The sequence below is a fragment of the Burkholderia sp. BCC0322 genome (assembly GCF_902833045.1).
Taxonomy (GTDB): domain Bacteria; phylum Pseudomonadota; class Gammaproteobacteria; order Burkholderiales; family Burkholderiaceae; genus Burkholderia.
The window spans coordinates 526,201-548,377 of record NZ_CADFDU010000002.1 but is presented as its reverse complement, the minus strand read 5'-3'; the positions used below and the strand labels follow the sequence as shown (position 1 = coordinate 548,377).

The 22,177-nt window shown below is 67.7% G+C and carries 21 protein-coding genes and 1 pseudogene; 15 read left to right on the top strand and 7 right to left on the bottom strand.

The window, feature by feature from the left end:
* Window positions 1–82: 82 nt before the first annotated feature.
* From trxB to HWX39_RS08540, 3 genes are all read left to right on the top strand, one after another.
* Entirely contained in the window at window positions 83–1,045 is a 963-nt protein-coding gene (gene trxB / locus HWX39_RS08550; RefSeq protein ID WP_175951611.1) for a thioredoxin-disulfide reductase, read from the top strand.
* Between the two features lie 137 nt (window positions 1,046–1,182).
* Entirely contained in the window at window positions 1,183–1,962 is a 780-nt protein-coding gene (locus HWX39_RS08545) for a Smr/MutS family protein (RefSeq protein WP_175967011.1), read from the top strand.
* Window positions 1,949–2,572, top strand: coding sequence for a trimeric intracellular cation channel family protein (locus HWX39_RS08540; RefSeq protein ID WP_124613300.1), 624 nt, complete (start codon window positions 1,949–1,951; stop codon window positions 2,570–2,572). The genes HWX39_RS08545 and HWX39_RS08540 overlap by 14 nt, the downstream gene beginning before the upstream one ends.
* A gap of 86 nt (window positions 2,573–2,658) precedes the next feature.
* On the opposite strand, the gene ugpC is transcribed toward HWX39_RS08540, so the two are convergent.
* The 4 genes from ugpC to HWX39_RS08520 all read right to left on the bottom strand — a co-directional run bounded on the left by ugpC (window position 2,659) and on the right by HWX39_RS08520 (window position 7,061).
* The gene (ugpC, locus tag HWX39_RS08535) at window positions 2,659–3,777 is read right to left on the bottom strand and encodes a sn-glycerol-3-phosphate ABC transporter ATP-binding protein UgpC (protein WP_175967009.1); all 1,119 of its coding nucleotides are present in this window, start codon (window positions 3,775–3,777) and stop codon (window positions 2,659–2,661) included.
* A 112-nt stretch (window positions 3,778–3,889) separates the two neighbouring features.
* A complete protein-coding gene (locus HWX39_RS08530) occupies window positions 3,890–4,747 on the bottom strand; it encodes a carbohydrate ABC transporter permease (protein ID WP_011544828.1) in 858 nt (285 codons plus the stop codon).
* On the bottom strand, window positions 4,737–5,675 hold the full coding sequence (locus tag HWX39_RS08525; RefSeq protein WP_175967007.1) for a sugar ABC transporter permease: 939 nt from the start codon (window positions 5,673–5,675) through the stop codon (window positions 4,737–4,739). Before HWX39_RS08525 ends, HWX39_RS08530 begins: the two co-directional genes overlap by 11 nt.
* Before the next feature lie 138 nt (window positions 5,676–5,813).
* On the bottom strand, window positions 5,814–7,061 hold the full coding sequence (locus tag HWX39_RS08520; protein WP_175967005.1) for an ABC transporter substrate-binding protein: 1,248 nt from the start codon (window positions 7,059–7,061) through the stop codon (window positions 5,814–5,816).
* 431 nt (window positions 7,062–7,492) lie between these two features.
* Here HWX39_RS08520 and zwf point away from each other — a divergent pair, with 431 nt between their 5' ends.
* The 3 genes from zwf to HWX39_RS08505 all read left to right on the top strand — a co-directional run bounded on the left by zwf (window position 7,493) and on the right by HWX39_RS08505 (window position 11,637).
* Entirely contained in the window at window positions 7,493–8,962 is a 1,470-nt protein-coding gene (zwf, locus tag HWX39_RS08515) for a glucose-6-phosphate dehydrogenase (RefSeq protein WP_175967003.1), read from the top strand.
* Between the two features lie 88 nt (window positions 8,963–9,050).
* A complete protein-coding gene (pgl, locus tag HWX39_RS08510) occupies window positions 9,051–9,731 on the top strand; it encodes a 6-phosphogluconolactonase (RefSeq protein WP_175967001.1) in 681 nt (226 codons plus the stop codon).
* A complete protein-coding gene (locus tag HWX39_RS08505) occupies window positions 9,709–11,637 on the top strand; it encodes a bifunctional transcriptional regulator/glucokinase (protein ID WP_175966999.1) in 1,929 nt (642 codons plus the stop codon). Before pgl ends, HWX39_RS08505 begins: the two co-directional genes overlap by 23 nt.
* Before the next feature lie 95 nt (window positions 11,638–11,732).
* On the opposite strand, the gene HWX39_RS08500 is transcribed toward HWX39_RS08505, so the two are convergent.
* Window positions 11,733–12,950 (bottom strand): Bcr/CflA family multidrug efflux MFS transporter, encoded by a 1,218-nt coding sequence (locus tag HWX39_RS08500; RefSeq protein ID WP_175966997.1) that lies wholly within the window; start codon window positions 12,948–12,950, stop codon window positions 11,733–11,735.
* 245 nt (window positions 12,951–13,195) lie between these two features.
* Between HWX39_RS08500 and HWX39_RS08495 the strand changes: the two genes are divergently transcribed.
* From HWX39_RS08495 to HWX39_RS08480, 4 genes and pseudogenes are all read left to right on the top strand, one after another.
* Window positions 13,196–13,660 carry a hypothetical protein gene (locus tag HWX39_RS08495; RefSeq protein ID WP_175966995.1) on the top strand — a complete coding sequence of 155 codons (465 nt, stop codon included), beginning with the start codon at window positions 13,196–13,198 and terminating at the stop codon, window positions 13,658–13,660.
* A gap of 176 nt (window positions 13,661–13,836) precedes the next feature.
* Complete coding sequence (hemL, locus tag HWX39_RS08490) at window positions 13,837–15,120, top strand: glutamate-1-semialdehyde 2,1-aminomutase (protein WP_014897811.1); 1,284 nt, start codon at window positions 13,837–13,839, stop codon at window positions 15,118–15,120.
* Window positions 15,121–15,135: 15 nt separating this feature from the next.
* On the top strand, window positions 15,136–16,257 hold the full coding sequence (gene ribD / locus HWX39_RS08485; protein ID WP_175966993.1) for a bifunctional diaminohydroxyphosphoribosylaminopyrimidine deaminase/5-amino-6-(5-phosphoribosylamino)uracil reductase RibD: 1,122 nt from the start codon (window positions 15,136–15,138) through the stop codon (window positions 16,255–16,257).
* 55 nt (window positions 16,258–16,312) lie between these two features.
* A pseudogene (locus HWX39_RS08480) lies at window positions 16,313–16,396 on the top strand (riboflavin synthase); the annotation flags it as partial.
* Window positions 16,397–16,480: 84 nt separating this feature from the next.
* Here HWX39_RS08480 and HWX39_RS08475 read toward each other — a convergent pair.
* Entirely contained in the window at window positions 16,481–17,164 is a 684-nt protein-coding gene (locus tag HWX39_RS08475) for a GntR family transcriptional regulator (protein ID WP_175966991.1), read from the bottom strand.
* Window positions 17,161–17,763: a class I SAM-dependent methyltransferase gene (locus tag HWX39_RS08470; protein WP_175966989.1), complete on the bottom strand. Its 603-nt coding sequence runs from the start codon at window positions 17,761–17,763 to the stop codon at window positions 17,161–17,163. Before HWX39_RS08470 ends, HWX39_RS08475 begins: the two co-directional genes overlap by 4 nt.
* A gap of 263 nt (window positions 17,764–18,026) precedes the next feature.
* Here HWX39_RS08470 and HWX39_RS08465 point away from each other — a divergent pair, with 263 nt between their 5' ends.
* From HWX39_RS08465 to HWX39_RS08445, 5 genes are all read left to right on the top strand, one after another.
* Complete coding sequence (locus HWX39_RS08465) at window positions 18,027–18,545, top strand: DUF1993 domain-containing protein (protein ID WP_175966986.1); 519 nt, start codon at window positions 18,027–18,029, stop codon at window positions 18,543–18,545.
* Between the two features lie 190 nt (window positions 18,546–18,735).
* A complete protein-coding gene (ribBA, locus tag HWX39_RS08460; protein WP_175966984.1) occupies window positions 18,736–19,878 on the top strand; it encodes a bifunctional 3,4-dihydroxy-2-butanone-4-phosphate synthase/GTP cyclohydrolase II in 1,143 nt (380 codons plus the stop codon).
* A 53-nt stretch (window positions 19,879–19,931) separates the two neighbouring features.
* The gene (ribH, locus tag HWX39_RS08455) at window positions 19,932–20,450 is read left to right on the top strand and encodes a 6,7-dimethyl-8-ribityllumazine synthase (RefSeq protein ID WP_011351235.1); all 519 of its coding nucleotides are present in this window, start codon (window positions 19,932–19,934) and stop codon (window positions 20,448–20,450) included.
* A complete protein-coding gene (gene nusB, locus HWX39_RS08450) occupies window positions 20,447–20,884 on the top strand; it encodes a transcription antitermination factor NusB (protein ID WP_021157083.1) in 438 nt (145 codons plus the stop codon). Before ribH ends, nusB begins: the two co-directional genes overlap by 4 nt.
* A 72-nt stretch (window positions 20,885–20,956) precedes the next feature.
* Window positions 20,957–22,153, top strand: coding sequence for a pyridoxal phosphate-dependent aminotransferase (locus HWX39_RS08445; protein WP_175966981.1), 1,197 nt, complete (start codon window positions 20,957–20,959; stop codon window positions 22,151–22,153).
* The last annotated feature ends 24 nt before the right edge of the window (window positions 22,154–22,177 follow it).

Sequence of the window (22,177 nt, the reverse complement as noted above, 5' to 3'; positions counted from 1 at the left end):
ATCTATGACGGCATCCCGGTCAACCCGGATCGTACGGCGAGCCCTACCCCGCCCGCCGCGGCCGCCTTTTACGGATTCGCACATGTCCACGCCCAAACACGCCAAAGTCCTGATTCTCGGTTCCGGCCCCGCCGGCTACACGGCTGCCGTCTACGCGGCACGCGCCAACCTGTCCCCGGTGCTGATCACCGGCATCGCGCAGGGCGGCCAGCTGATGACCACGACCGACGTCGAAAACTGGCCGGCAGACGCGAAAGGCGTGCAGGGTCCGGAGCTGATGGCGCGCTTCCTCGAGCACGCCGAGCGCTTCAACACCGAAATCGTGTTCGACCACATCCACACCGCGAAGCTGCACGAAAAGCCGATCCGCCTGATCGGCGACTCGGGCGAATACACGTGCGATTCGCTGATCATCGCGACCGGCGCGTCCGCGCAGTATCTCGGCCTGCCGTCCGAGGAAGCGTTCATGGGCAAGGGCGTCTCGGCCTGCGCGACCTGCGACGGCTTCTTCTATCGCGGCCAGGAAGTCGCGGTGATCGGCGGCGGCAACACGGCCGTCGAGGAAGCGCTCTACCTGACGGGGATCGCGAAGAAGGTCACGGTGATCCACCGCCGCGACAAGTTCCGCGCGGAACCGATCCTGATCGACCGCCTGCTGGAGAAGGAAAAGGAAGGCGCCGTCGTGATCAAGTGGGACCACGTGCTCGACGAAGTGACCGGCGAGGATTCGGGCGTCACCGGCCTGCGCATCAAGAACGTGAAGACCGGCGCAACGGAAGACCTCAACGTGCAGGGCGTGTTCGTCGCGATCGGCCACAAGCCGAACACCGACCTGTTCCAGGGCCAGCTCGAGATGAAGGACGGCTACATCCTGACCAAGAGCGGCCTGCACGGCAACGCGACGTCGACGAGCGTCGCGGGCGTGTTCGCCGCGGGCGACGTGCAGGACAACGTGTACCGCCAGGCGATCACCAGCGCGGGCACGGGCTGCATGGCCGCGCTCGACGCGCAGCGCTACCTCGAAAGCCTGCACGACAAGAAGTAAGCCGCGAGACCTGTCGCGCCGGGCGCTACAATGGCGTCCGCTGCCGCGAAGCGGGTCTGGCCGGACAAGCCGCTGCCGCCGTGCAGCGGCTTTTTTTTGCCCGCGCGCCCGAACGCGCCTGCTCTGCGTACCGAATCATGGCGAAGAACCAGCCCCATCCGAGCGATCCCGCGAAGCGGCAGATCGCCGCCCGTCCCACGAACCCCGCGCCCGCTGCACCGGCGCCCGCGCCCGATCCCGCCGCGTTGCGCGGCCAGGGGCTCGCCGGCCTCGGCGCGCTGCGCAAGTCGCTGCAAGGCGAAGCCGATCGCCGCGACCGCGAGCGCATCGAAACGGCCAAGGCCGAGCGCAAGGCGGAAGCCGACGCGAACCTGTTCCGCAACGAGATCGGCGCGATCCAGCCGCTGAAGGCGCCGCCGCGCGCGGCGGCCGGCCGCACGCCGCCCGACCCGGTGCCGAAGCAGACGCAGCGCGACGAGGAAGCCGTGCTGAACGCGACGCTGTCCGACGAATTCGATCCCGAGACGCTGCTCGACAGCGACGACTCGCTGTACTACCACCGTCCCGGCATCAGCCGCGATGTCGTGCGCAAGCTGCGCAGCGGCGCCTGGATCGTGCAGGCCCAGATCGACCTGCACGGGATGCGGCGCGACGAGGCGCGCGACGCGCTCGCCGAGTTCATCCGCGAAGCCGGCAAGAAAGGGCTGCGCTGCCTGCGCGTGATCCACGGCAAGGGGCTCGGCTCGATCGGCAAGGAACCCGTGCTGAAAGGCAAGGTGCGCGCGTGGCTCGTGCAGAAGGAAGAAGTGATCGCGTTCTGCGAGGCGCGCGGCCATGACGGCGGCGCGGGCGCGGTGCTGGTGCTGCTGCAGCCGTTCGCGGCGCCTGGCGACCGGGGGCCGCGTGCCGCATCCTAGGCTGACGCTCGCGATCGCGATACTGGAAGCGATCGCCACGCTGGCCTTTGCGATCTCGGGCTTCATCGAGGCGCGCAAGAACCGCCTCGACTCGGTCGGCACGTTCGTCGTCGCGCTCGCCACCGCGTTCGGCGGCGGCACGCTGCGCGACATCCTGCTCGAGCGCCGGCCGTTCTACTGGGTCGTGCACGACGACTATGTGATCGCGATCTTCGTGCTCGCGCTGTTCGCGCCGTTCGTGCTGCGAATGTTGTCGCGGCTGTCGGCCGAACGGTTGCTGCTCGTCGCCGATGCGATCGGGCTCGGGATCTTCAGCATCTCGGGCACGGCGATCGCGCTCGATGCCGAGATGCCGCGCTTCATCGCGGTGATGATGGGCGTGATCACCGGCGTGGTCGGCGGGATCGTACGCGACGTGCTGTGCAACGACATCCCGCTGATCCTGCGCGATTCGCGGCCGTACGCGACCTGCGCGTTCGTCGGCTGCTGGTTCTACCTGCTGCTCGCGTGGCTGCAGTTCGACTCGGTGTACAGCGTGCTGCTCGCGACCGGCTTCATCCTCGTCGCACGGCTCGCGACGTTCAAGTTCGACGTGCGGCTGCCGCACTGACCGCCAACGCAGCGACAGCGCAGCGCAAAGGCAAAGGGGCCGTCCGAAGACGGCCCCTCCTCGCTTCATTCAGCGCGCGCGCACCGTTACGCGATCCGCTCTTCCGACGCCGGATCGAACAGCACCGCCTTCGACACGTCGAACAGCAGCGACTGCGTCTGCCCCGGCTGCGGGTTCGCGGCCGGATGTACGCGGCTCACGATGCGCTTGCCGTTCACCTGCGCGAACACGTGCGTGTCCGGCCCGGTCGGCTCGGTCACGTCGACGCGCACGTCGAACGGCTGCAGGTGCGACGCGTCGCCGTTGTGCGCGTGGCGCACGTCGGTGATGCGCTCCGGGCGCAGGCCGAGGATCACCTCACGGCCGACGTGCGACTTCAGCTTCGCCGCGTCGAACGGCAGGTTCAGCGCGCCGCGCTTGACGCCCGTGTCGATCTCGAGCGCGATCCCGCTGCCCTGCTCGACCAGCTTGCCGTTGATGAAGTTCATCGGCGGCGCGCCGATGAAGCCCGCGACGAACAGGTTCGACGGCGAATCGTAGATGTCCTGCGGCGCGCCGAACTGCTGGACGACACCGTCCTTCATCACCGCGATCCGGTCGCCGAGCGTCATCGCCTCGATCTGGTCGTGCGTCACGTAGACGATCGTCGTGCCGAGGCGCTGGTGCAGCAGCTTGATTTCCGCGCGCATCTCGATGCGCAGCTTCGCGTCGAGGTTCGACAGCGGCTCGTCGAACAGGAACAGCGACGGATCGCGCGCGAGCGCACGGCCCATCGCGACACGCTGGCGCTGGCCGCCCGACAGCTGGCCCGGCTTGCGATCGAGCAGGTGCTGGATCTGCAGCATCTGCGACACGCGGTCGACGATCTGCTGCTGTTCGCTCTTCGGCACCTTGCGGATGTTCAGGCCGAACGAGATGTTCTCGCGCACCGTCATCGACGGATACAGCGCATACGACTGGAACACCATCGCGATGTCGCGATCCTTCGGCGACAGGTCGTTGACGACCTTGCCGTCGATGCAGATCTCGCCGCTCGTCACGGTTTCGAGCCCGGCAATCATGTTGAGCAGCGTCGACTTCCCGCAGCCCGACCCGCCGACCAGGATCAGGAACTGTCCGTCCTCGATCTCGATGTCGACACCCTTCAGGACCGGCACCCCGTTCGGGTAGGTCTTGTACACGTCACGGATGGAAAGGCTTGCCATGCTGTGAATCCTCTGTCTCGTCTCGCGCGGCGCACTCCGGCGCCGCGTCGGGTTCGTTTCGATGCGCCGCGCGCGAAGCGCGGCCGGTTCGTCGTATCGGATGAAGCCGCGCTTACCCCTTCACCGCGCCCGCCGTCAGCCCGCGCACGAAGTAGCGGCCGGCGACGATGTAGACGAGCAGCGTCGGCAGCGCGGCGATGATCGCGCCGGCCATGTCGACGTTGTATTCCTTCACGCCCGTCGACGTGTTGACGAGGTTGTTCAGCGCAACCGTGATCGGCATCGAATCGACGCCGGAGAACACGATCCCGAACAGGAAGTCGTTCCAGATCTGCGTGAACTGCCAGATCAGGCACACCATGAAGATCGGCAGCGACACCGGCAGCAGGATCTTCGTGAAGATCGTGAAGAAGCCCGCGCCGTCGATGCGCGCGGCCTTCACCAGTTCGGCCGGCACGCTCACATAGAAGTTGCGGAAGAACATCGTCGTGAACGCGATGCCGTACACGACGTGCACGAACACGAGGCCCGGAATCGTATTGGCGAGGCCGAGCATCCCCTGCAGGCGCGCCATCGGCAGCAGGATCACCTGGAACGGGATGAAGCAGCCGACCAGCATCATCGTGAACAGCGCATCCGCGCCGCGAAAGCGCCAGTGCGTGAGCACGTAGCCGTTGAACGCGCCGATCAGCGACGAGATCAGCACGGCCGGGATCACCATCTGCAGCGAGTTCAGGAAGAACGGCTTCATGCCGTCGCAGCGCACGCCGGTGCACGCCCCGCTCCAGGCCTTCACCCACGGGTCGACGGTCCATGTGGTGGGCGGCGTCAGCAGGTTGCCGGTGCGCAGCTGGTCGAGATCCTTGAACGACGTCGACAGCATCACGTAGATCGGGAACAGGAAATACAGCGCGAACAGGATCAGCGCCGCGTAGATCACTGCCCGGCTGATCGTCATCTTAGGCTGCATTGCGGGTGCTCCTCGATTCCATATACATCAGCGGCACCAGCACCGCGACCACGGTCGCGAGCATCATCACCGACGACGCCGCGCCGAGCCCGAGCTGGCCGCGGTTGAACGAAAACGTGTACATGAACATGGCCGGCAGCGACGACGACGTGCCCGGGCCGCCTGCCGTCAGCGCGACGACGAGGTCGAAGGTCTTGATCGTGATGTGGCAGAGGATCAGCAGCACCGAGAAGAACACCGGGCGCATGCTCGGGATCACGATCTTGCGGTAGATGGTCGGCAGCGTCGCGCCGTCGACCTGCGCGGCCTTGAAGATCTCCGCGTCGACGCCGCGCAGCCCTGCCAGGAACAGCGCCATCACGAAGCCGGTCGACTGCCACACGGCCGCGATCACCACGCAGAAGATCGCCTTGTCCGGATCGTCGAGCCAGCCGAACGAGAAGCCCGTCCAGCCCCAGTCGTGCATCACCTTCTCGAGGCCGAGGCCCGGGTTCAGGATCCACTGCCACGCGGTGCCGGTCACGATGAACGACAGCGCCATCGGATACAGGAAGACCGCGCGCAGTGCGCCTTCGTTGCGGATCCGCTGGTCGAGCAGGATCGCGAGGAACAGCCCGAGCGCGACGCAGATCGCGATGAACGGAATCCCGAACCAGCCGAGGTTCGCGGCGGAGGTCCACCACACGTCGTTCTGGAACAGGTCCGTGTAACGGCCGAAGCCGTCGAATTCGTAGTTCGGCAGCAGTCGCGAATTGGTCAGCGACAGATAGCCGGTAATCAGGATGAAGCCGTAGATGAACACCACGGCGATCGCGACGCTCGGCGCAAGCACGAGCTTCGGGATCCAGCGATCGGCGAACGCCGACATCGGCGACGTACGCCGTGCGGCGGCAGCGCCGGATCCGTTTCCGCTAAGAGGGGCAGCCACTTGATTCGACTCCTGGAACGAGGGCGACGCAGGCCGGGCCGGCGCCAGGTACGGCACGAGCCCGCGGGCGAGCCCGTTTGCTGCACATGCAAAAACGCCCGGCCGATGAAGCGTGTCCGGCCGGGCGCCTGTCGCGCGTTACTTGACCTTCGCGGCCTTCGCGAGCGCGGCGACCGCGCTCTTCGAATCCTGCTGCGAGTTCATGAACTTCGTCACGACATCCGTGATCGCGCCGGCGGTCGCATCGCTCTGCGCCATCCCGTGTGCGAGCGACGGCACGAAGCCGCCCGACTTGATCGCGGTCTGCTCGTCGGCATACGACTTCTTCGCGCAGTCGTCGAACTTGTCCATCTTGACGCCGAGGCGCACCGGCACCGACCCCTTCAGCAGGCTGAACTGCTCCTGGAAGTCCGGCGTCATGATCGTCTTCGCGAGCGCGAGCTGGCCCGGCGTCGCCGCCTTCTCGCCCTTCTGCTGGAAGAACACGAACGAATCGACGTTGAACGTGTACGAATTCGCCGTGCCCGGCACCGCCGCGCAGATGTAGTCCTTGCCCGCCTTCTTGCCGGCGTTCTCGAACTCGCCCTTCGCCCAGTCGCCCATGAACTGCATGCCGGCCTTGCCGTTGATCACCATCGCGGTCGCGAGGTTCCAGTCGCGGCCGTTACGGCCGGTATCGAAATAGCCCTGGATCTTGCGCACCGTGTCGAACACGGACAGCATCTGCGGCGACGTCAGCGTCGCCTGGTCGAGGTCGACCAGCGCCTTCTTGTAGAACGCCGGGCCCTGCGACAGCACGACGTCTTCCCACAGCGTCAGGTCCTGCCACGGCTGGCCGCCCATCGCGACCGGCTGGATGCCCGCGGCCTTCAGCTTGTCGGCCACCGCGAAGAATTCAGGCCAGGTGGTCGGCACCTTCGCGCCGACCTTGTCGAGCGCGGCCTTGTTGATGTACAGCCAGTTCACGCGGTGCACCGAGAACGGCGCCGCGACGGTGTGGCCCTTGTACTTGATGATCTTGTCGATTTCCGGCGGCAGGTTCTGCTTCCAGTCGCCGGCAGCGGAATCGATGTTGACGAGCACGCCCTGGTCGGCCCAGTCCTGGATCAGCGGGCCCTTGATCTGCGCGGCCGACGGTGCGTCGCCGCTGATCACCTTGGTCTTCAGCGCGGTCATCGCCGCGGCACCGGCACCGCCTGCGACCGCGAAGTCCTTCCACACGTAGCCCTGCTTCTGCAAGTCGTCCTTCAGCACGCCGACGGCCTTCGACTCGCCGCCCGAGGTCCACCAGTGCAGCACCGTCACATTCTCGGCTGCCTGCGCCGCCACGGCGCCAGCCATCAGGCCTGCGGCGCAGAGCGCGCCCATGATCGAGCGAACTTTCATTACTTATCTCCTCCAGACTGAATCAACTCGTGAGGTTCCCTGACCGGGAACCGGCTTCTTGATAACGACGGGGAAATCGAGCCGCGGGACGCATGCAGCGTACGGGGCCGATGACCGGCCGGGCTCTTACAGAAAGCGTGAATCGAGATTCAACGGCGTGTCTCCTCTTTGTGTTTCTGGCCCGCCGCGATGATGCGGCGCAAGCCCGGGGCCGACGTCGCGCTGACGATGCGCGCCGTCAATGTCCGATAACATTCGGCACAAGGCGCTCCCGAAGGCGAAGCTCGCGCAGTTCATCGACCGCACTTCTTTTTTTCTTCACCCAGGTGCTACCCCTTGCGGCGGATTGTAGTTAAACTACAATTCAGTGTCAAAAATATTTTTATCGCACTACGGATCGCTTCCCAGCACCCCAAAACCGGCGGAGACACATGCATACCGATTCCAGCTTTACCTTCGTACTTTTCGGCGGCACCGGCGATCTGTCGATGCGCAAGATCCTGCCCGCGCTGTTCGAGGCGCATCGTGCGAACATGCTGGCGGAAAGCGGCCGGATCGTCGCCGTGGCACGGCACGAATCGGATCAGGCGGGTTATCTCGAGTGGGTCGACACGCATGTGAAGCCGCATGCGGTCAAGGCGGCCGGCAAGGCCTTCGACGAAGCCGCGTGGAAGTCCTTTCTCCAGCGCATCGAGTACGTGAAGCTCGACCTCGGCCGCGCGGAAGACTACGCCGTGCTGCGCGACGCGATCGCATCGCTGCCCGGCATCCGCGTGTTCTATCTCGCGACGGGCCCGTCGCTGTTCGTGCCGATCTGCAACGCACTCGCATCGGTCGGCCTGAGCGAAGGCTCGCGCATCGTGCTCGAGAAGCCGCTCGGCTACGACCTGAAGTCGTCGAACGCGATCAACGACGCGGTCGGCGAGATCTTCGCGGAAGGCCAGATCTACCGGATCGACCACTACCTCGGCAAGGAACCCGTGCAGAACCTGCTCGCGCTGCGCTTCGGCAATGCGCTGTTCGAGCCGCTGTGGCGCCGCGAATGGGTCGAGAGCATCCAGATCACGATCGCCGAGGAGCTCGGTGTCGAGGCGCGCGGCGATTTCTACGACAATACGGGCGCGCTGCGCGACATGGTGCAGAACCACCTGCTGCAGTTGCTGTCGATCGTCGCGATGGAGCCGCCGCATTCGATGGATTCCGATTCGGTGCGCGACGAGAAGCTGCGCGTGCTGCGCGCGCTGAAGCCGGTCGATCCGCGCGACATCGGCAAGGTTGCCGTGCGCGGCCAGTATCATGCGGGCGTGATCAAGGGCGCGCAGGTGCCGGCCTACGCGACCGAGCCGGGCGTGAAGCCCGACAGCCAGACCGAAACCTTCGTCGCGCTGAAGGTCGAGATCGAGAACTGGCGCTGGGCCGGCGTGCCGTTCTTCCTGCGCACCGGCAAGCGGCTTGCCGATCGCGTCGCGGAGATCGTCGTCAATTTCCGCCCGGTGCCGCATTCGGCGCTCGGCCCCACCGCGCTGCGTCCCGGCTCGAACCGCCTCGTGATCCGGCTGCAGCCGAACGAGACGATCCGCCTGTACTGCCTCGCGAAGCAGCCCGGCGAAGGGATGAACCTCGCGAGCGTGCACCTCGACCTCGCGTTCGACCGGTTCTTCAAGGAAGGGCAGATGGAGGCGTACCAGCGCCTGCTGCTCGACGTGATCAACGGCCGGCTCGCGCTGTTCGTGCGTCGCGACGAGCAGGAAGCCGCTTGGCGCTGGGTCGAGCCGATCCTGAACGAATGGGCGCGCTCGCTGAAGCCGCCGAAGCCGTACGCGGCGGGCACCTGGGGGCCGGCCGCGGCGAGCGCGATGCTCGCGCAGCACGACACCTGCTGGCTCGAAGAAGAAAACTGATGCAAGCCGTTGCCGCGCGCGCCACCGTACGCGGCAACGTGCCCCACGATTCGTACGATTTGAACAGACAAAGCAGTCCGGAGGAGATGTGATCGAGATCCACGCTTTCGACACCCAGGAAGCGCAAAGCGAAGCGCTCGCGCGCGCCGTCGGCGATGCGCTGCGCGCCGCGCTCGCCGGCCCCGCGCGCCCGACGCTCGCGGTGTCCGGCGGCACGAGCCCGCGGCCGTTCCTGCAAACGCTGTCGCATGCGGCGCTCGACTGGGCCGGCGTCGACGTGACGCTGGTCGACGACCGCTGGGTGCCGGAGGACGACGCAGCCAGCAACGCGCATCTCGTGCGCGACACGCTGCTGCAGCATGCAGCCGCCCCTACCCGCTTCCTGCCGCTCGTCGACACGCGCGCCGCGCTCGACGCGCACGTCGCCGCGCTGAACGCGAACGCCGACTACCGCGTGCCGAGCGTCGCGGTGCTCGGCATGGGCGAGGACGGCCATACCGCGTCGATCTTCGCCGATGCGCCCGAATGGGATCACGCGATCACGACGCCCGAGCGTTTCGTCGCCGTGCATCCGGGCGCCGCGCCGCACGCGCGCGTGAGCTTTTCGCTCGATGCGCTCAAGCGCGTCGACCGGCTGTTCCTGCTGATCGCGGGCGAACGCAAGCGCGCGGTGCTCGACGCCGCGGCCGCATCGCTGCAGAAGAACGCGATTTCCCAACTGGCCAACGACAAGGGGACCCAGCTCGATGTCTACTGGTGCGCAAAGTAAGGCGGTCGTCGCAGGTCAGCATGCCGACGGCCCGCGCCTGCTCGCGGACGTCGGCGGCACCAACGCGCGCTTCGCGCTGGAAACCGGCCCGGGCGAGATCACGCAGATCCGCGTGTATCCCGGCGCCGACTATCCGACGATCACCGACGCGATCCGCAAGTACCTGAAGGACGTGAAGATCAGCCGCGTGAACCACGCGGCGATCGCGATCGCCAATCCGGTCGACGGCGACCAGGTCACGATGACCAACCACGACTGGAGCTTCTCGATCGAGGCGACGCGCCGTGCGCTCGGCTTCGACACGCTGCTCGTCGTCAACGATTTCACCGCGCTCGCAATGGCGCTGCCGGGCCTGACCGACGCGCAGCGCGTGCAGGTCGGCGGCGGCACGCGCCGTCAGAACAGCGTGATCGGGCTGCTCGGGCCCGGCACCGGGCTCGGCGTGTCGGGGCTGATCCCGGCCGACGACCGCTGGATCGCGCTCGGCAGCGAAGGCGGCCACGCATCGTTCGCGCCGCAGGACGAGCGCGAGGACCTGGTGCTGCAGTACGCGCGCAAGAAGTTTCCGCACGTGTCGTTCGAGCGCGTGTGCGCGGGCCCGGGCATGGAGATCATCTATCGCGCGCTCGCCGCGCGCGACAAGAAGCGCGTCGCCGCGACCGTCGACACGGTCGAGATCGTCGAACGCGCGCATGCGGGCGACGCACTCGCGCTCGAGACGGTCGAATGCTTCTGCGGGATTCTCGGCGCGTTCGCGGGCAGCGTCGCGCTGACGCTCGGCGCGCTTGGCGGCGTCTACATCGGCGGCGGTGTCGCGCTGAAGCTCGGCGAACTGTTCACGCGCTCGTCGTTCCGCGCACGCTTCGAGGCGAAGGGCCGTTTCACGCACTATCTCGAGAACATCCCGACCTACCTGATCACCGCCGAATACCCGGCGTTCCTCGGCGTGTCGGCGATCCTCGCGGAGCAACTGTCGAACCGCTCGGGCGGAGCGTCGTCGGCGGTATTCGAGCGGATCCGCCAGATGCGTGACGCGCTCACCCCGGCCGAGCGCCGCGTCGCCGATCTCGCGCTGAACCATCCGCGCTCGATCATCAACGATCCGATCGTCGACATCGCGCGCAAGGCCGACGTGAGCCAGCCGACGGTGATCCGCTTCTGCCGCTCGCTCGGCTGCCAGGGGCTGTCCGACTTCAAGCTGAAGCTCGCCACCGGCCTCACCGGCACGATCCCGATGAGCCACAGCCAGGTGCATCTCGGCGACACGGCCACCGACTTCGGCGCGAAGGTGCTCGACAACACGGTGTCGGCGATCCTGCAACTGCGCGAGCACCTGAATTTCGAGCACGTCGAGAACGCGATCGAGATCCTGAACGGCGCACGGCGCATCGAGTTCTACGGGCTCGGCAACTCGAACATCGTCGCGCAGGACGCGCATTACAAGTTCTTCCGCTTCGGGATCCCGACGATCGCGTACGGCGACCTGTACATGCAGGCCGCGTCGGCCGCGCTGCTCGGCAAGGGCGACGTGATCGTCGCGGTGTCGAAGTCGGGGCGCGCGCCCGAGCTGCTGCGCGTGCTCGACGTCGCGATGCAGGCCGGCGCGAAGGTGATCGCGATCACGTCGAGCAACACGCCGCTCGCGAAGCGCGCGACCGTCGCGCTCGAAACCGACCACATCGAGATGCGCGAATCGCAGCTGTCGATGATCTCGCGGATCCTGCACCTGCTGATGATCGACATCCTCGCGGTCGGCGTCGCGATCCGCCGTGCGTCGACGAACGGCGAACTGCCCGAGGCCGTCGCGCAGGCGAAGGCGCGCGCGAGCGACGACGATACGGCCGACGTGCTCGACTGGCTGAGCCACGGCGCATCGCCGGCGGCGAAGGACGTCACGCGCGACTGACACCGCACGGCGGCAGCCGCTTTCCGCCGCTCGAAACAAAAACGCCACCGGCGCAGCGCGCGGTGGCGTTTTTCATTCTGCCGTCAGGCCGCGGTTCACGCGCCCGCTTTGACGGGCCGCCCGTGCCAGCGCAGCACGAGGTAGCGGCCGGCGAAACACAGCACGCCCGTGACGCCGATCGTCACGCCCATCGCGAACGGCGTGCCGTCCGCGAGTGCGCCGATCGCGACGCTCGCGAGCGCGCCGAGCGCGAGCTGCATCGCGCCGAACACGGCCGCCGACGCGCCCGCGTTGTGCGGATAGCGATGCATGAGATCGGTCGTGCAGTTCGCGGACAGGATCCCGACCACGCCGACCACGAAGAACAGGCACACGACGATCGACCACAGCCCGCCCCACCCGGTCAGCGCGACGAGCGCGACCGCGAGCGACGCGACGCAGCTCACGAGCGACGCGGCCGAGATGATGCGCAGCGAGCCGATGCGGCCGACGAGCCGCGTGTTCGTGAAGTTGCCGATCATGATGCCGACGACGTTCAGGCCGAACAGCAACCCGTAGTGCTGCGGCGACACGTGGAAATACTCGATGTACACGAATGGCGTGGCGGTGATGTACGAGAACATCGACGCGAACGCCATCCCGCCGCACAGCATGTGCCCCCAGGCGACGGGATCGGACAGGATGCGCCCGTACGACGCAAACGACGCGAGCACGGCCGCGCTCTTGCGCCGCTCCTTCGGCCAGGTTTCGGGCACGCGCAGGTACGCGGTCGCCGCGCACACCGCGCCGAACACGGCCAGCACGACGAACACGCCGCGCCAACCGGAGAAGCGCAGGATCTGCCCGCCGATCAGCGGCGCGAGCAACGGCCCGACCGCGGTGACGATCGCGACCATCGACAGCACCTTCGCCGCGTCGGTCGGCTCGTGCGCATCACGCGCGATCGCACGCGACAGCACCGACGCCGCGCCGGCGCCGAGCGCCTGCAGGAAGCGCACGAGGATCAGCATGTCGATCGAAGTCGACACGAAGCAGCCGATGCTCGCAAGCGTGAACAACGCGATGCCGCCGAGCAGCACGGGGCGTCGCCCCCACGTGTCGGACAGCGGGCCGTACAGCAGCATGCCGACGGAGAAACCGGCCATGAAGCTCGTCAGCGTGCGCTGCGCGGCGCCGGGGCTGACGGAGAAGCCTTCGGCGATCGACGGCAGGCTCGGCAGGTACATGTCGGTAGCGATCGGCCCGCAGGCGGCAAGCGCGCCGAGCAACAGGATCAGCCGGGCATCGGGCCGGCGTCGGATGACGTGAGACATGGGTATCCGGATTGGAGCCCGCGCGCATCGGGGCGCGCGTGGCGGTGAAGACGGGAAGCCGCGCCGCGAACGGCGCGCCCAGGCCCATGATTGTACGCGCAACTTTTTTGCGCGCTGGCGGCCAAGTGCGCGGCTGGCTGGAAAACCCTCTGCGACGCCCGCCGCGCGGGATCGCGCGCCGGGATTCGATTAAGCTTGCAACGCCTCCCTCTCTTGTCTGACTAATTCGACGCACGCCCGAACCGATGACCGCTTTCCTGTTGATCTGGAGCCCCAAGAAATGGCCATGGCCCGAACTGCCCGACGTCGCCGCGCGCGTGAAGGCCGGCGAGGCCGTGCATGACGTGTGGGGCTGCGGCTTCGCGCGCGGCATCCTGCCGGGCGACCGCGTGTTCCTGCATCGCGCCGCGAAGGCGCCCAAGGGCGTGTTCGGCTCCGGCTACGTGACGCGCGCGCCGTACGAGGTGCCCGATCCGTCGACGAAGCGCGGCTACCGGCTGTGCATCGACTTCGTGTACGACTGGCTGGTCGATGCGCACCAGGACGTGGTGATCGCGCGCGACGCGCTGCGCGTCCATCCGTACTCGGTGCAGACCTGGGATGCGCAGAGCTCCGGCACGGTGATCAAGCCGATGGTCGAAGGCCCGCTCGAGAAGCGCTGGGCCGAGCTGACCGGCAAGCGCAAGCCGCTACCGTTGCCTGGTCGGTAACGGGGCCGAATCGCGCCGTCTTCCGTCCCGGACTGCGCGATCCTTCACGCGCCGAAAGGCCGCAGACCGCGCCGCGGGCCCGCCGCACGCGTCTCCGGTACAATCAGACGATCGTTCCGCCCAGGCGCCGCGGCCCGTGCACCGGCCCCCGCGCCCTTCTCTCGCAGGTTTCGTCCATGTCCAACAATCAGATCCTCTTCGAACGCGCCCAGAAGACCATTCCCGGCGGCGTCAACTCGCCGGTGCGTGCATTCCGTTCGGTCGGCGGCACGCCGCGCTTCGTCGCGCGCGCGCAAGGCCCGTATTTCTGGGATGCCGACGGCAAGCAGTACATCGACTACATCGGCTCGTGGGGCCCGATGATCGTCGGCCACGTCCATCCGGAAGTCCTGTCGGCCGTGCAGAACGTGCTCGCCGACGGCTTCTCGTTCGGCGCGCCGACCGAAGCCGAGATCGAGATCGCCGAGGAAATCTGCAAGCTCGTGCCGTCGATCGAGCAGGTGCGGATGGTGTCGAGCGGCACCGAGGCCACGATGAGCGCGCTGCGTCTCGCGCGCGGCTTCACGGGCCGCAGCCGCATCGTCAAGTTCGAAGGTTGCTACCACGGCCACGCGGACAGCCTGCTCGTGAAGGCCGGCTCGGGCCTGCTGACGTTCGGCAACCCGACGTCGGCCGGCGTGCCTGCCGACATCGCGAAGCACACGACCGTCCTCGAATACAACAACGTCGCCGCGCTCGAAGAAGCGTTCGGCGCGTTCGGCGACGAGATCGCCGCCGTGATCGTCGAGCCGGTCGCGGGCAACATGAACCTCGTGCGCGGCACGCCCGAATTCCTGAACGCGCTGCGCGCGTTGTGCACGAAGCACGGCGCCGTGCTGATCTTCGACGAAGTGATGTGCGGGTTCCGCGTCGCACTCGGCGGCGCGCAGGCTTACTACGGGATCACGGCCGACCTCACCTGCCTCGGCAAGGTGATCGGCGGCGGGATGCCGGCTGCCGCGTTCGGCGGCCGCCGCGACATCATGGCCCACCTCGCGCCGCTCGGCGGCGTCTACCAGGCCGGCACGCTGTCTGGCAACCCGATCGCGGTCGCCGCGGGCCTGAAGACGCTGCAACTGATCCAGGCGCCCGGCTTCTACGACGCGCTCACCGCGCAGACCAAGCGCCTCGCCGACGGCCTCGCCGCCGAAGCGCGCGCGGCCGGCGTGCCGTTCGCGGCCGACTCGATCGGCGCGATGTTCGGCCTCTACTTCGCCGAACGCGTGCCGACCAGCTTCGCGGAAGTCACGAAGAGCGACACCGAGCGCTTCAACCGCTTCTTCCACCTGATGCTCGACGAAGGCGTGTACTTCGCGCCGTCCGCGTACGAGGCCGGCTTCGTGTCGAGCACGCACGACGACGCGGTGATCGACGCGACGCTCGCGGCCGCGCGCCGCGCATTCGCGGCACTCGCCGCCTGACCCGGGTCCGCGCGCATGTTTTCCGATATCGATTTCGCCCACATGCAGCGTGCGCTCGCGCTTGCCGCGCGCGGCATGTATACGACGGCACCGAACCCGCGTGTCGGTTGCGTGATCGTCAAGGACGGCGACGTGATCGGCGAAGGCTTCACGCAGCCGGCCGGCCAGGATCACGCGGAAGTGCAGGCGCTGAAGGACGCGCGCTCGCGCGGCTACGACGTCGCGGGCTCGACCGTCTACGTGACGCTCGAACCGTGCAGCCATTTCGGCCGCACGCCGCCGTGCGCGAACGCGCTGATCGACGCGCGCGTCGCGAAGGTCGTCGCCGCGATGGAAGACCCGAACCCGCAGGTGTCGGGGCGCGGCCTCGGCATGCTGCGCGATGCGGGCGTCGACGTGCGCTGCGGGCTGCTCGCGCATGAAGCGGGCGAACTGAACATCGGCTTCGTGTCGCGGATGACGCGCGGCCGCCCGTGGGTGCGAATGAAGACCGCTGCGTCGCTCGACGGCCGCACCGCGCTGCCGTCCGGCGAAAGCCAGTGGATCACCGGCGAGGCCGCGCGCCTCGACGGGCACGCGTGGCGTGCGCGCGCCTGCGCGATACTGACCGGCATCGGCACCGTTCGCGAAGACAATCCGCTGCTGACCGTGCGCGGCATCGACACGCCGCGCCAGCCGCAGCGCATCCTGGTGGACAGCCGCCTCGACCTGCCGCTCGACGCACGGCTGCTCGAAGGCGCGCCGCTGCTGATCTTCTGCGGCCGGCTCGACGCCGCCGGCGAAATGCGCGCGAACGTGCTGAAGGCGCGGGGCGCGGAAATCGTGCCGATCGCGAATGCGCAAGGCAAGGTCGACCTGCCCGCGATGCTGGCGGCGCTCGGCGCGCGCGGCGTCAACGAGCTGCACGTCGAGGCCGGCCACAAGCTGAACGGCTCGCTGCTGCGCGAGCAGTGCGTCGACGAATTGCTCGTCTACCTCGCGCCGAGCCTGCTGGGCGCCGATGCGGCCGGCATGTTCGACCTCGCCGCGCCGGCGAACCTCGAGGCGCGTACGCGGCTGTCGTTCCACGGGTTCGAGCGGGTCGGCGACGATCTGCGGATCCTCGCGCGCTTCACGCCGCCCGACGTTGCTCACTGAACGGGATCGTCACGACGGTTACCGGCATTGTCGCGGCCGGCGGCTGCATCGAGTCGACAAGGTCAATCTCGAAGTCGACATGATTGCGCGCTACGTCGAGCGGATGCTGTCGACGTCGCAGGGCATGCATCCGGACTGATCGCGCGGACGGTCTCCGACGCGGCGGCCGGCATGCTGACGGCCGCCGCTTTTCTCCATCCTTCGCGCCGTCGCCCGCAGCCGATCACGCGTCTGCCTCATCCCCTTCCGCGCGCGCCAAAATCGTCCCGAGCAACTGCCGCACATGCTCGCGTGCCGCGCGCTCGGCACCGTCCACATCGCGCTTCGCGATCATGTCGAACACCTGCCGGTGTTCGGCGACATTCCCGCCCAGTCGCGCCCAGTCGTCCATCGGACTCGCGCCGCCCGAACACATCGTCTGCACCTGCGCATACAGCGCCCTGAGCGACGTCTCGATCGTCGTGTTGCGCGCAGCAGCGAGCAGCCCGTGGTGGAAATCGAGATTGGCGATCCGGTATGCGTGGCCGTCGCGCGTGTCGACCGCATTCGCCTGCCGCGTCAACGCTTCATTCAGCGCCGCATGATCGTCAGGCGTCATGCGCTGCGCCGCCAGGCGCGCGGCCATCCCTTCGAGGGCTTCCCGCGCCTCGAAGATGGCCACGATCCGCGCGCGGTCGAATGCGATGACGAACACGCCCTGCCGCGGCACGACCTGCAGCAGCCCCTCCGCTTCCAGGCGCGAGACCGCTGCCCACACAGGCGACCGGCTGATGCCGAGATCACGGGACAGCGCCTCGATGCTGATCTTCTCGCCCGCCGCGAAGCGCCCGTCGTCGACCAGCATCTCGCGGATCGCCCCGTACGCGTCGCGCCCCAGCGTCGTGCGCTCGAGTATGGCCCGCGTCATGCGAACCGCCGGCGACGCGCGATGTGGAGCCCCTTGCCGACCGGCACGATCGTCGTGTCGAACTTCCGAGATGCATCGACCGCGGCGAGATAGCCGGCGATTTCGTCCGGATGGGACAGCGCGTTGTCCGCGACGAGCAGCGCGTCGGCCGTCAGCTTCGGCAACAGGTGCGCGAGCTGCCGCGGCGCACTCACGCGGTCGGCATCGAAGAACACGCAGTCGAACGGGCCCGTCACGGCCGCGCAGACTTGCGTCGCATCGCCTTCGATCACCTGCGCCCAATCCTGCAGCGCTGCCGCGCGCAGGTTGGCCCTCGCCTGCTCGGCCTTGTCGGGCGCGTACTCGACGGTGACGAGCGGCTGCCCGTCCGTTTCGCGCAGCGCATGGGCGAGCCAGATCGCGCTGTAGCCGTTGGACGTGCCGATCTCGAGCACGCGCCTGCGCCGTGCGCCGGTGACGAGCAGGTACAGCAGTTCGGCCGTGGCCGGCTCGAGGTTAAGCATCTTGCGGCTGCGGTCGTCCATCCGCGCATCGTTTGCCTGGCCGAAAGACGCCAGCCGGGCAAGGACAGCCGCTGCGGCGCGGTCGAGTTCGATCATGGGGTCTCCATTACTTCATGTTTCGTGTTTCATGATACGACTTTTTGCGGACGGATGCGCGATGCCTGCGAGGGGCGGTATTCCGGTGCAATCGGGACGACTGTGTCGGATCCACCGGCCATTCGCTCAGCCAACACCTGACCGAATGGCCAACGACGCGCACGGGTCACGCCGCCGCGCTAAGATGCGTCGACAGCGGATTCAACGCCGCAACGCACGGCGCGCCGCGTAGCGGCCACCCTCTTCTTCAAGGAGTCGTCCCCATGTCCATCTCGATGTACCAAGCTTCCGTGCCCGTGCTGATCCGTGGCCTGACCAACCTGCAGCACATCCTCGGCAAGGCGCAGGCGCACGCGGCCGAAAAGCAGATCGATCCGTCGGTGTTCATCGGCGCCCGCCTGTACCCGGACATGCTGCCGCTCGTCCGCCAGGTCTACATCGCGACGGACACGGCCAAGGGCTGCGCCGCGCGCCTCGCCGATGTCGAGATCCCGAGCTTCCCGGACGTCGAGCAGACCTTCGACGAACTGCACGCACGCATCCAGAAGACGATCGACTACCTGAAAAGCTTCGACGCCGCGCAGATCGACGGCAGCGAGGCGCGCCAGATCGTGCTGAAGATGCGTGTCGGCCCGATCGAGTTCAGCGGCCAGTCGTACCTGCTGAATTTCGTGCTGCCCAATTTCTTCTTCCACGTGACGACCGCGTACGACATCCTGCGCCACAGCGGCGTCGAGCTCGGCAAGCTCGACTACCTGGGCGGGCGCGACCAGCACGCCTGACGCGCGGCCGGGCAATGCCCGGCCCGCCGCCGCCGGCCCCCGCGGGCAGACAGCGCACGGCGGCGCCAGGTCTGCCGCGCAAGCCGGCCGCAGCGCTTTCCGGAGCGCTTGCTGGCGGCGCGCGACCCATGCCAGCCGAAACGCCGTCCGGCTGGCGTAAAATACGCACTTTCCTCTTTCTCGCCCCCTTATGACGCTCGCCTCCACGCTCGACATCATCGCCGAGCTGAAAGCCGGCCGGATGGTGATCCTGGTCGACGAAGAAGACCGCGAAAACGAGGGCGACCTCGTGATCGCCGCCGAATTCGTCACGCCGGAAGCGATCAACTTCATGGCCAAGTACGGCCGCGGCCTGGTTTGTCTGACGTTGACGCAGGAACGCTGCAAGCAGTTGCACCTGCCGCTGATGACCTACCGCAACGGCACGCAGTACGGCACCGCCTTCACGGTCAGCATCGAAGCGGCAGAAGGCGTGACGACCGGCATCTCGGCTGCCGACCGTGCACACACGATCGCCACGGCCGTCGCGCACGACGTACGCCCCGAGCATATCGTGCAGCCGGGTCACGTGTTCCCGATCATGGCGCAGCCGGGCGGCGTGCTCGTGCGTGCCGGCCACACCGAGGCCGGTTGCGACTTCACCGCGCTCGCGGGCCTCACGCCGGCCGCGGTGATCTGCGAGATCATCAAGGACGACGGCACGATGGCGCGCCTGCCCGACCTGATCGAGTTCGCGCAGGAACACAACCTGAAGATCGGCACGATCGCCGACCTGATCCAGTACCGCAGCCGCACCGAATCGATCATCGAGCGGATCGCCGAGCGCACGATGCAGACCGCGCACGGCACGTTCCGCGCGGTGCTGTACCGTGACCAGCCGAGCGGCTCACCGCACATCGCGCTGGTGCGCGGTGCGCCGTCGCCCGACGTCGATACGCCGGTGCGCGTGCACGAGCCGCTTTCGGTACTCGACCTGCTCGAAACGGGCGTGTCGACGCACTCGTGGACGCTCGACGCCGCGATGCGCGAGATCGCGGAGCGCGACCTCGGCGTGATCGTGCTGCTCAACTGCGGCGACACGAAGGAACACCTGATCGACGTCTTCAAGGCGTTCGACGAGGAAGAAAAGGCCGCTGCGCTCAAGCGCCGGCCGGTTGATTTCAAGACGTTCGGCATCGGCGCGCAGATCCTGCGCGATGTCGGCGTCGGCAAGATGCAGGTGCTGTCGAATCCGCGCAAGCTGGGCAGCATGTCCGGCTACGGCCTGGAAGTCACGGGCTTCATCCCGATGCCCGGCGCCGAAGCCAAGTCCTGCCCGGCGTCCCACGCGTAACCCGCCACGGCGCTTTCGCCCTATAACCGTTCATCCACACCACGGACAAGATCATGGAAATCGGACAATACCAACCGAATCTCGAAGGCGACGGCCTGCGTATCGGCATCGTGCAATCGCGCTTCAACGAGCCGGTGTGCAACGGCCTCGCCGACGCGTGCGTCGAGGAACTGGAACGCCTCGGCGTCACCGGTGAAGACGTGCTGCTCGTGTCGGTGCCCGGCGCGCTGGAAATCCCGCTCGCGCTGCAGAAGCTCGCGGAAAGCGGCCAGTTCGACGCGCTGATCGCACTCGGCGCGGTGATCCGCGGCGAGACCTACCACTTCGAACTCGTGTCGAACGAGAGCGGCGCGGGCATCACCCGCATCGGCCTCGACTTCAACCTGCCGATCGCGAACGCGGTCCTGACGACCGAAAACGACGAGCAGGCCGTCGCGCGCATGACCGAAAAGGGTCGTGACGCAGCACGCGTCGCCGTCGAGATGGCCAACCTGACGATGGCCCTCGACCAGCTCGGCGACGACGACGAGGACGAAGAGGAAGACGAAGACGACGAAGAGGAGCGCGCATGAAGAAGAGCGCCCGCCGACAATCGCGCGAGCTGGCGACGCAGGGGCTGTACCAGTGGCTGCTGTCGAACGCGTCCTCCGGCGAGATCGACGCGCAACTGCGCGGCGCGCTCGGTTACGACAAGGCTGACAAGGAGCTGCTCGACGCGATCCTGCACGGCGTGATCCGCGAGCACGCCACGCTCGTCGAAGCACTGACGCCGTCGCTCGACCGTCCGATCGACCAGTTGTCGCCGGTCGAACGCGCCGTGCTGCTGATCGCGACGTTCGAGCTCACGCACCACGTCGAAACGCCGTACCGCGTGATTATCAACGAAGCTGTCGAACTCGCGAAGACGTTCGGCGGCTCCGACGGCTACAAGTACGTGAACGGCGTGCTCGACAAGCTCGCCGCGAAGCTGCGCCCCGCCGAAACGCAGGCGCGCCGCAACGGCTGATACCGTTGATCCGGAACGGGCGCACATGCGCCCGTTTTTTCTTTTGCCCCGCCCCCTCGCCCTGCCCGCCCGATGAATACCGCCACCGATTCGCTCGTCAGACTCGCCGCACGCGTCGATGCGATCCAGCCCTTCTACGTGATGGAACTGATGAAGGAGGCACAGCGTCTCGAGTCGTCCGGGCGCGACGTTATCCACATGGGCATCGGCGAGCCGGATTTCACTGCGCCGGAGCCGGTCGTCGAAGCGGCCGCGGCCGCGCTGCGCCGCGGCGTCACGCAATATACGAGCGCGCTCGGCATTGCACCGCTGCGCGAGGCGATCGCCGCGCACTACGCGCGCGCCTACGGCCTCACGATCAGTCCGGAACGGATCGTCGTGACGGCCGGCGCATCGGCCGCGCTGCTGCTCGCGTGCCTCGCGCTCGTCGGGCGTGACGACGAGGTGCTGATGCCCGACCCGTCGTATCCGTGCAACCGGCACTTCGTCGCGGCGGCCGAGGGCCGCGCGGTGCTCGTGCCGAGCGGCCCGGACGCGCGCTTCCAGCTCACCGAGGACGACGTCCGCACGCGCTGGGGCGATCGCACGCGCGGCGTGCTGCTCGCGTCGCCGTCGAACCCGACCGGCACGTCGCTCGAACCCGACGAGCTGAAGCGGATCGTCGAAGCCGTGCGCACACGCGGCGGCTTCACGATCGTCGACGAGATCTACCAGGGGCTCAGCTACGACGCGGCGCCCGTGTCGGCGCTGTCGTTCGGCGACGACGTCGTCACCGTGAACAGCTTCTCCAAGTATTTCAGCATGACGGGCTGGCGGCTCGGCTGGCTGGTCGTGCCGCCCGCGCTGGTCGGCACATTCGAAAAGCTGGCGCAGAACCTGTTCATCTGCCCGTCCGCGCTCGCGCAGCACGCGGCACTCGCGTGCTTCGAGCCGGCCGCGCTCGACATCTACGAGGCGCGCCGGCTCGAATTCAAGCGCCGCCGCGACTTCATCGCGCCGGCGCTCGAACGGCTCGGCTTCACGGTGCCCGTGATGCCGGACGGCGCGTTCTACGTGTATGCGCACTGCGGCGGCGTCGCCCACCCGGCGGCCGGCGACAGCGCCGCGCTCACGACGGCGATGCTGCACGACGCGGGGGTCGTGCTGGTGCCCGGCATGGACTTCGGTGTCCATGCACCGCGCGACTATATCCGCCTGTCCTATGCGACGGCCTACTCCCGGCTCGAGGAGGCGGTCGACCGACTCGCGACACTGTTCGGGCAGCACTGACACGCGGGCGGTGCGGCGGCCGTT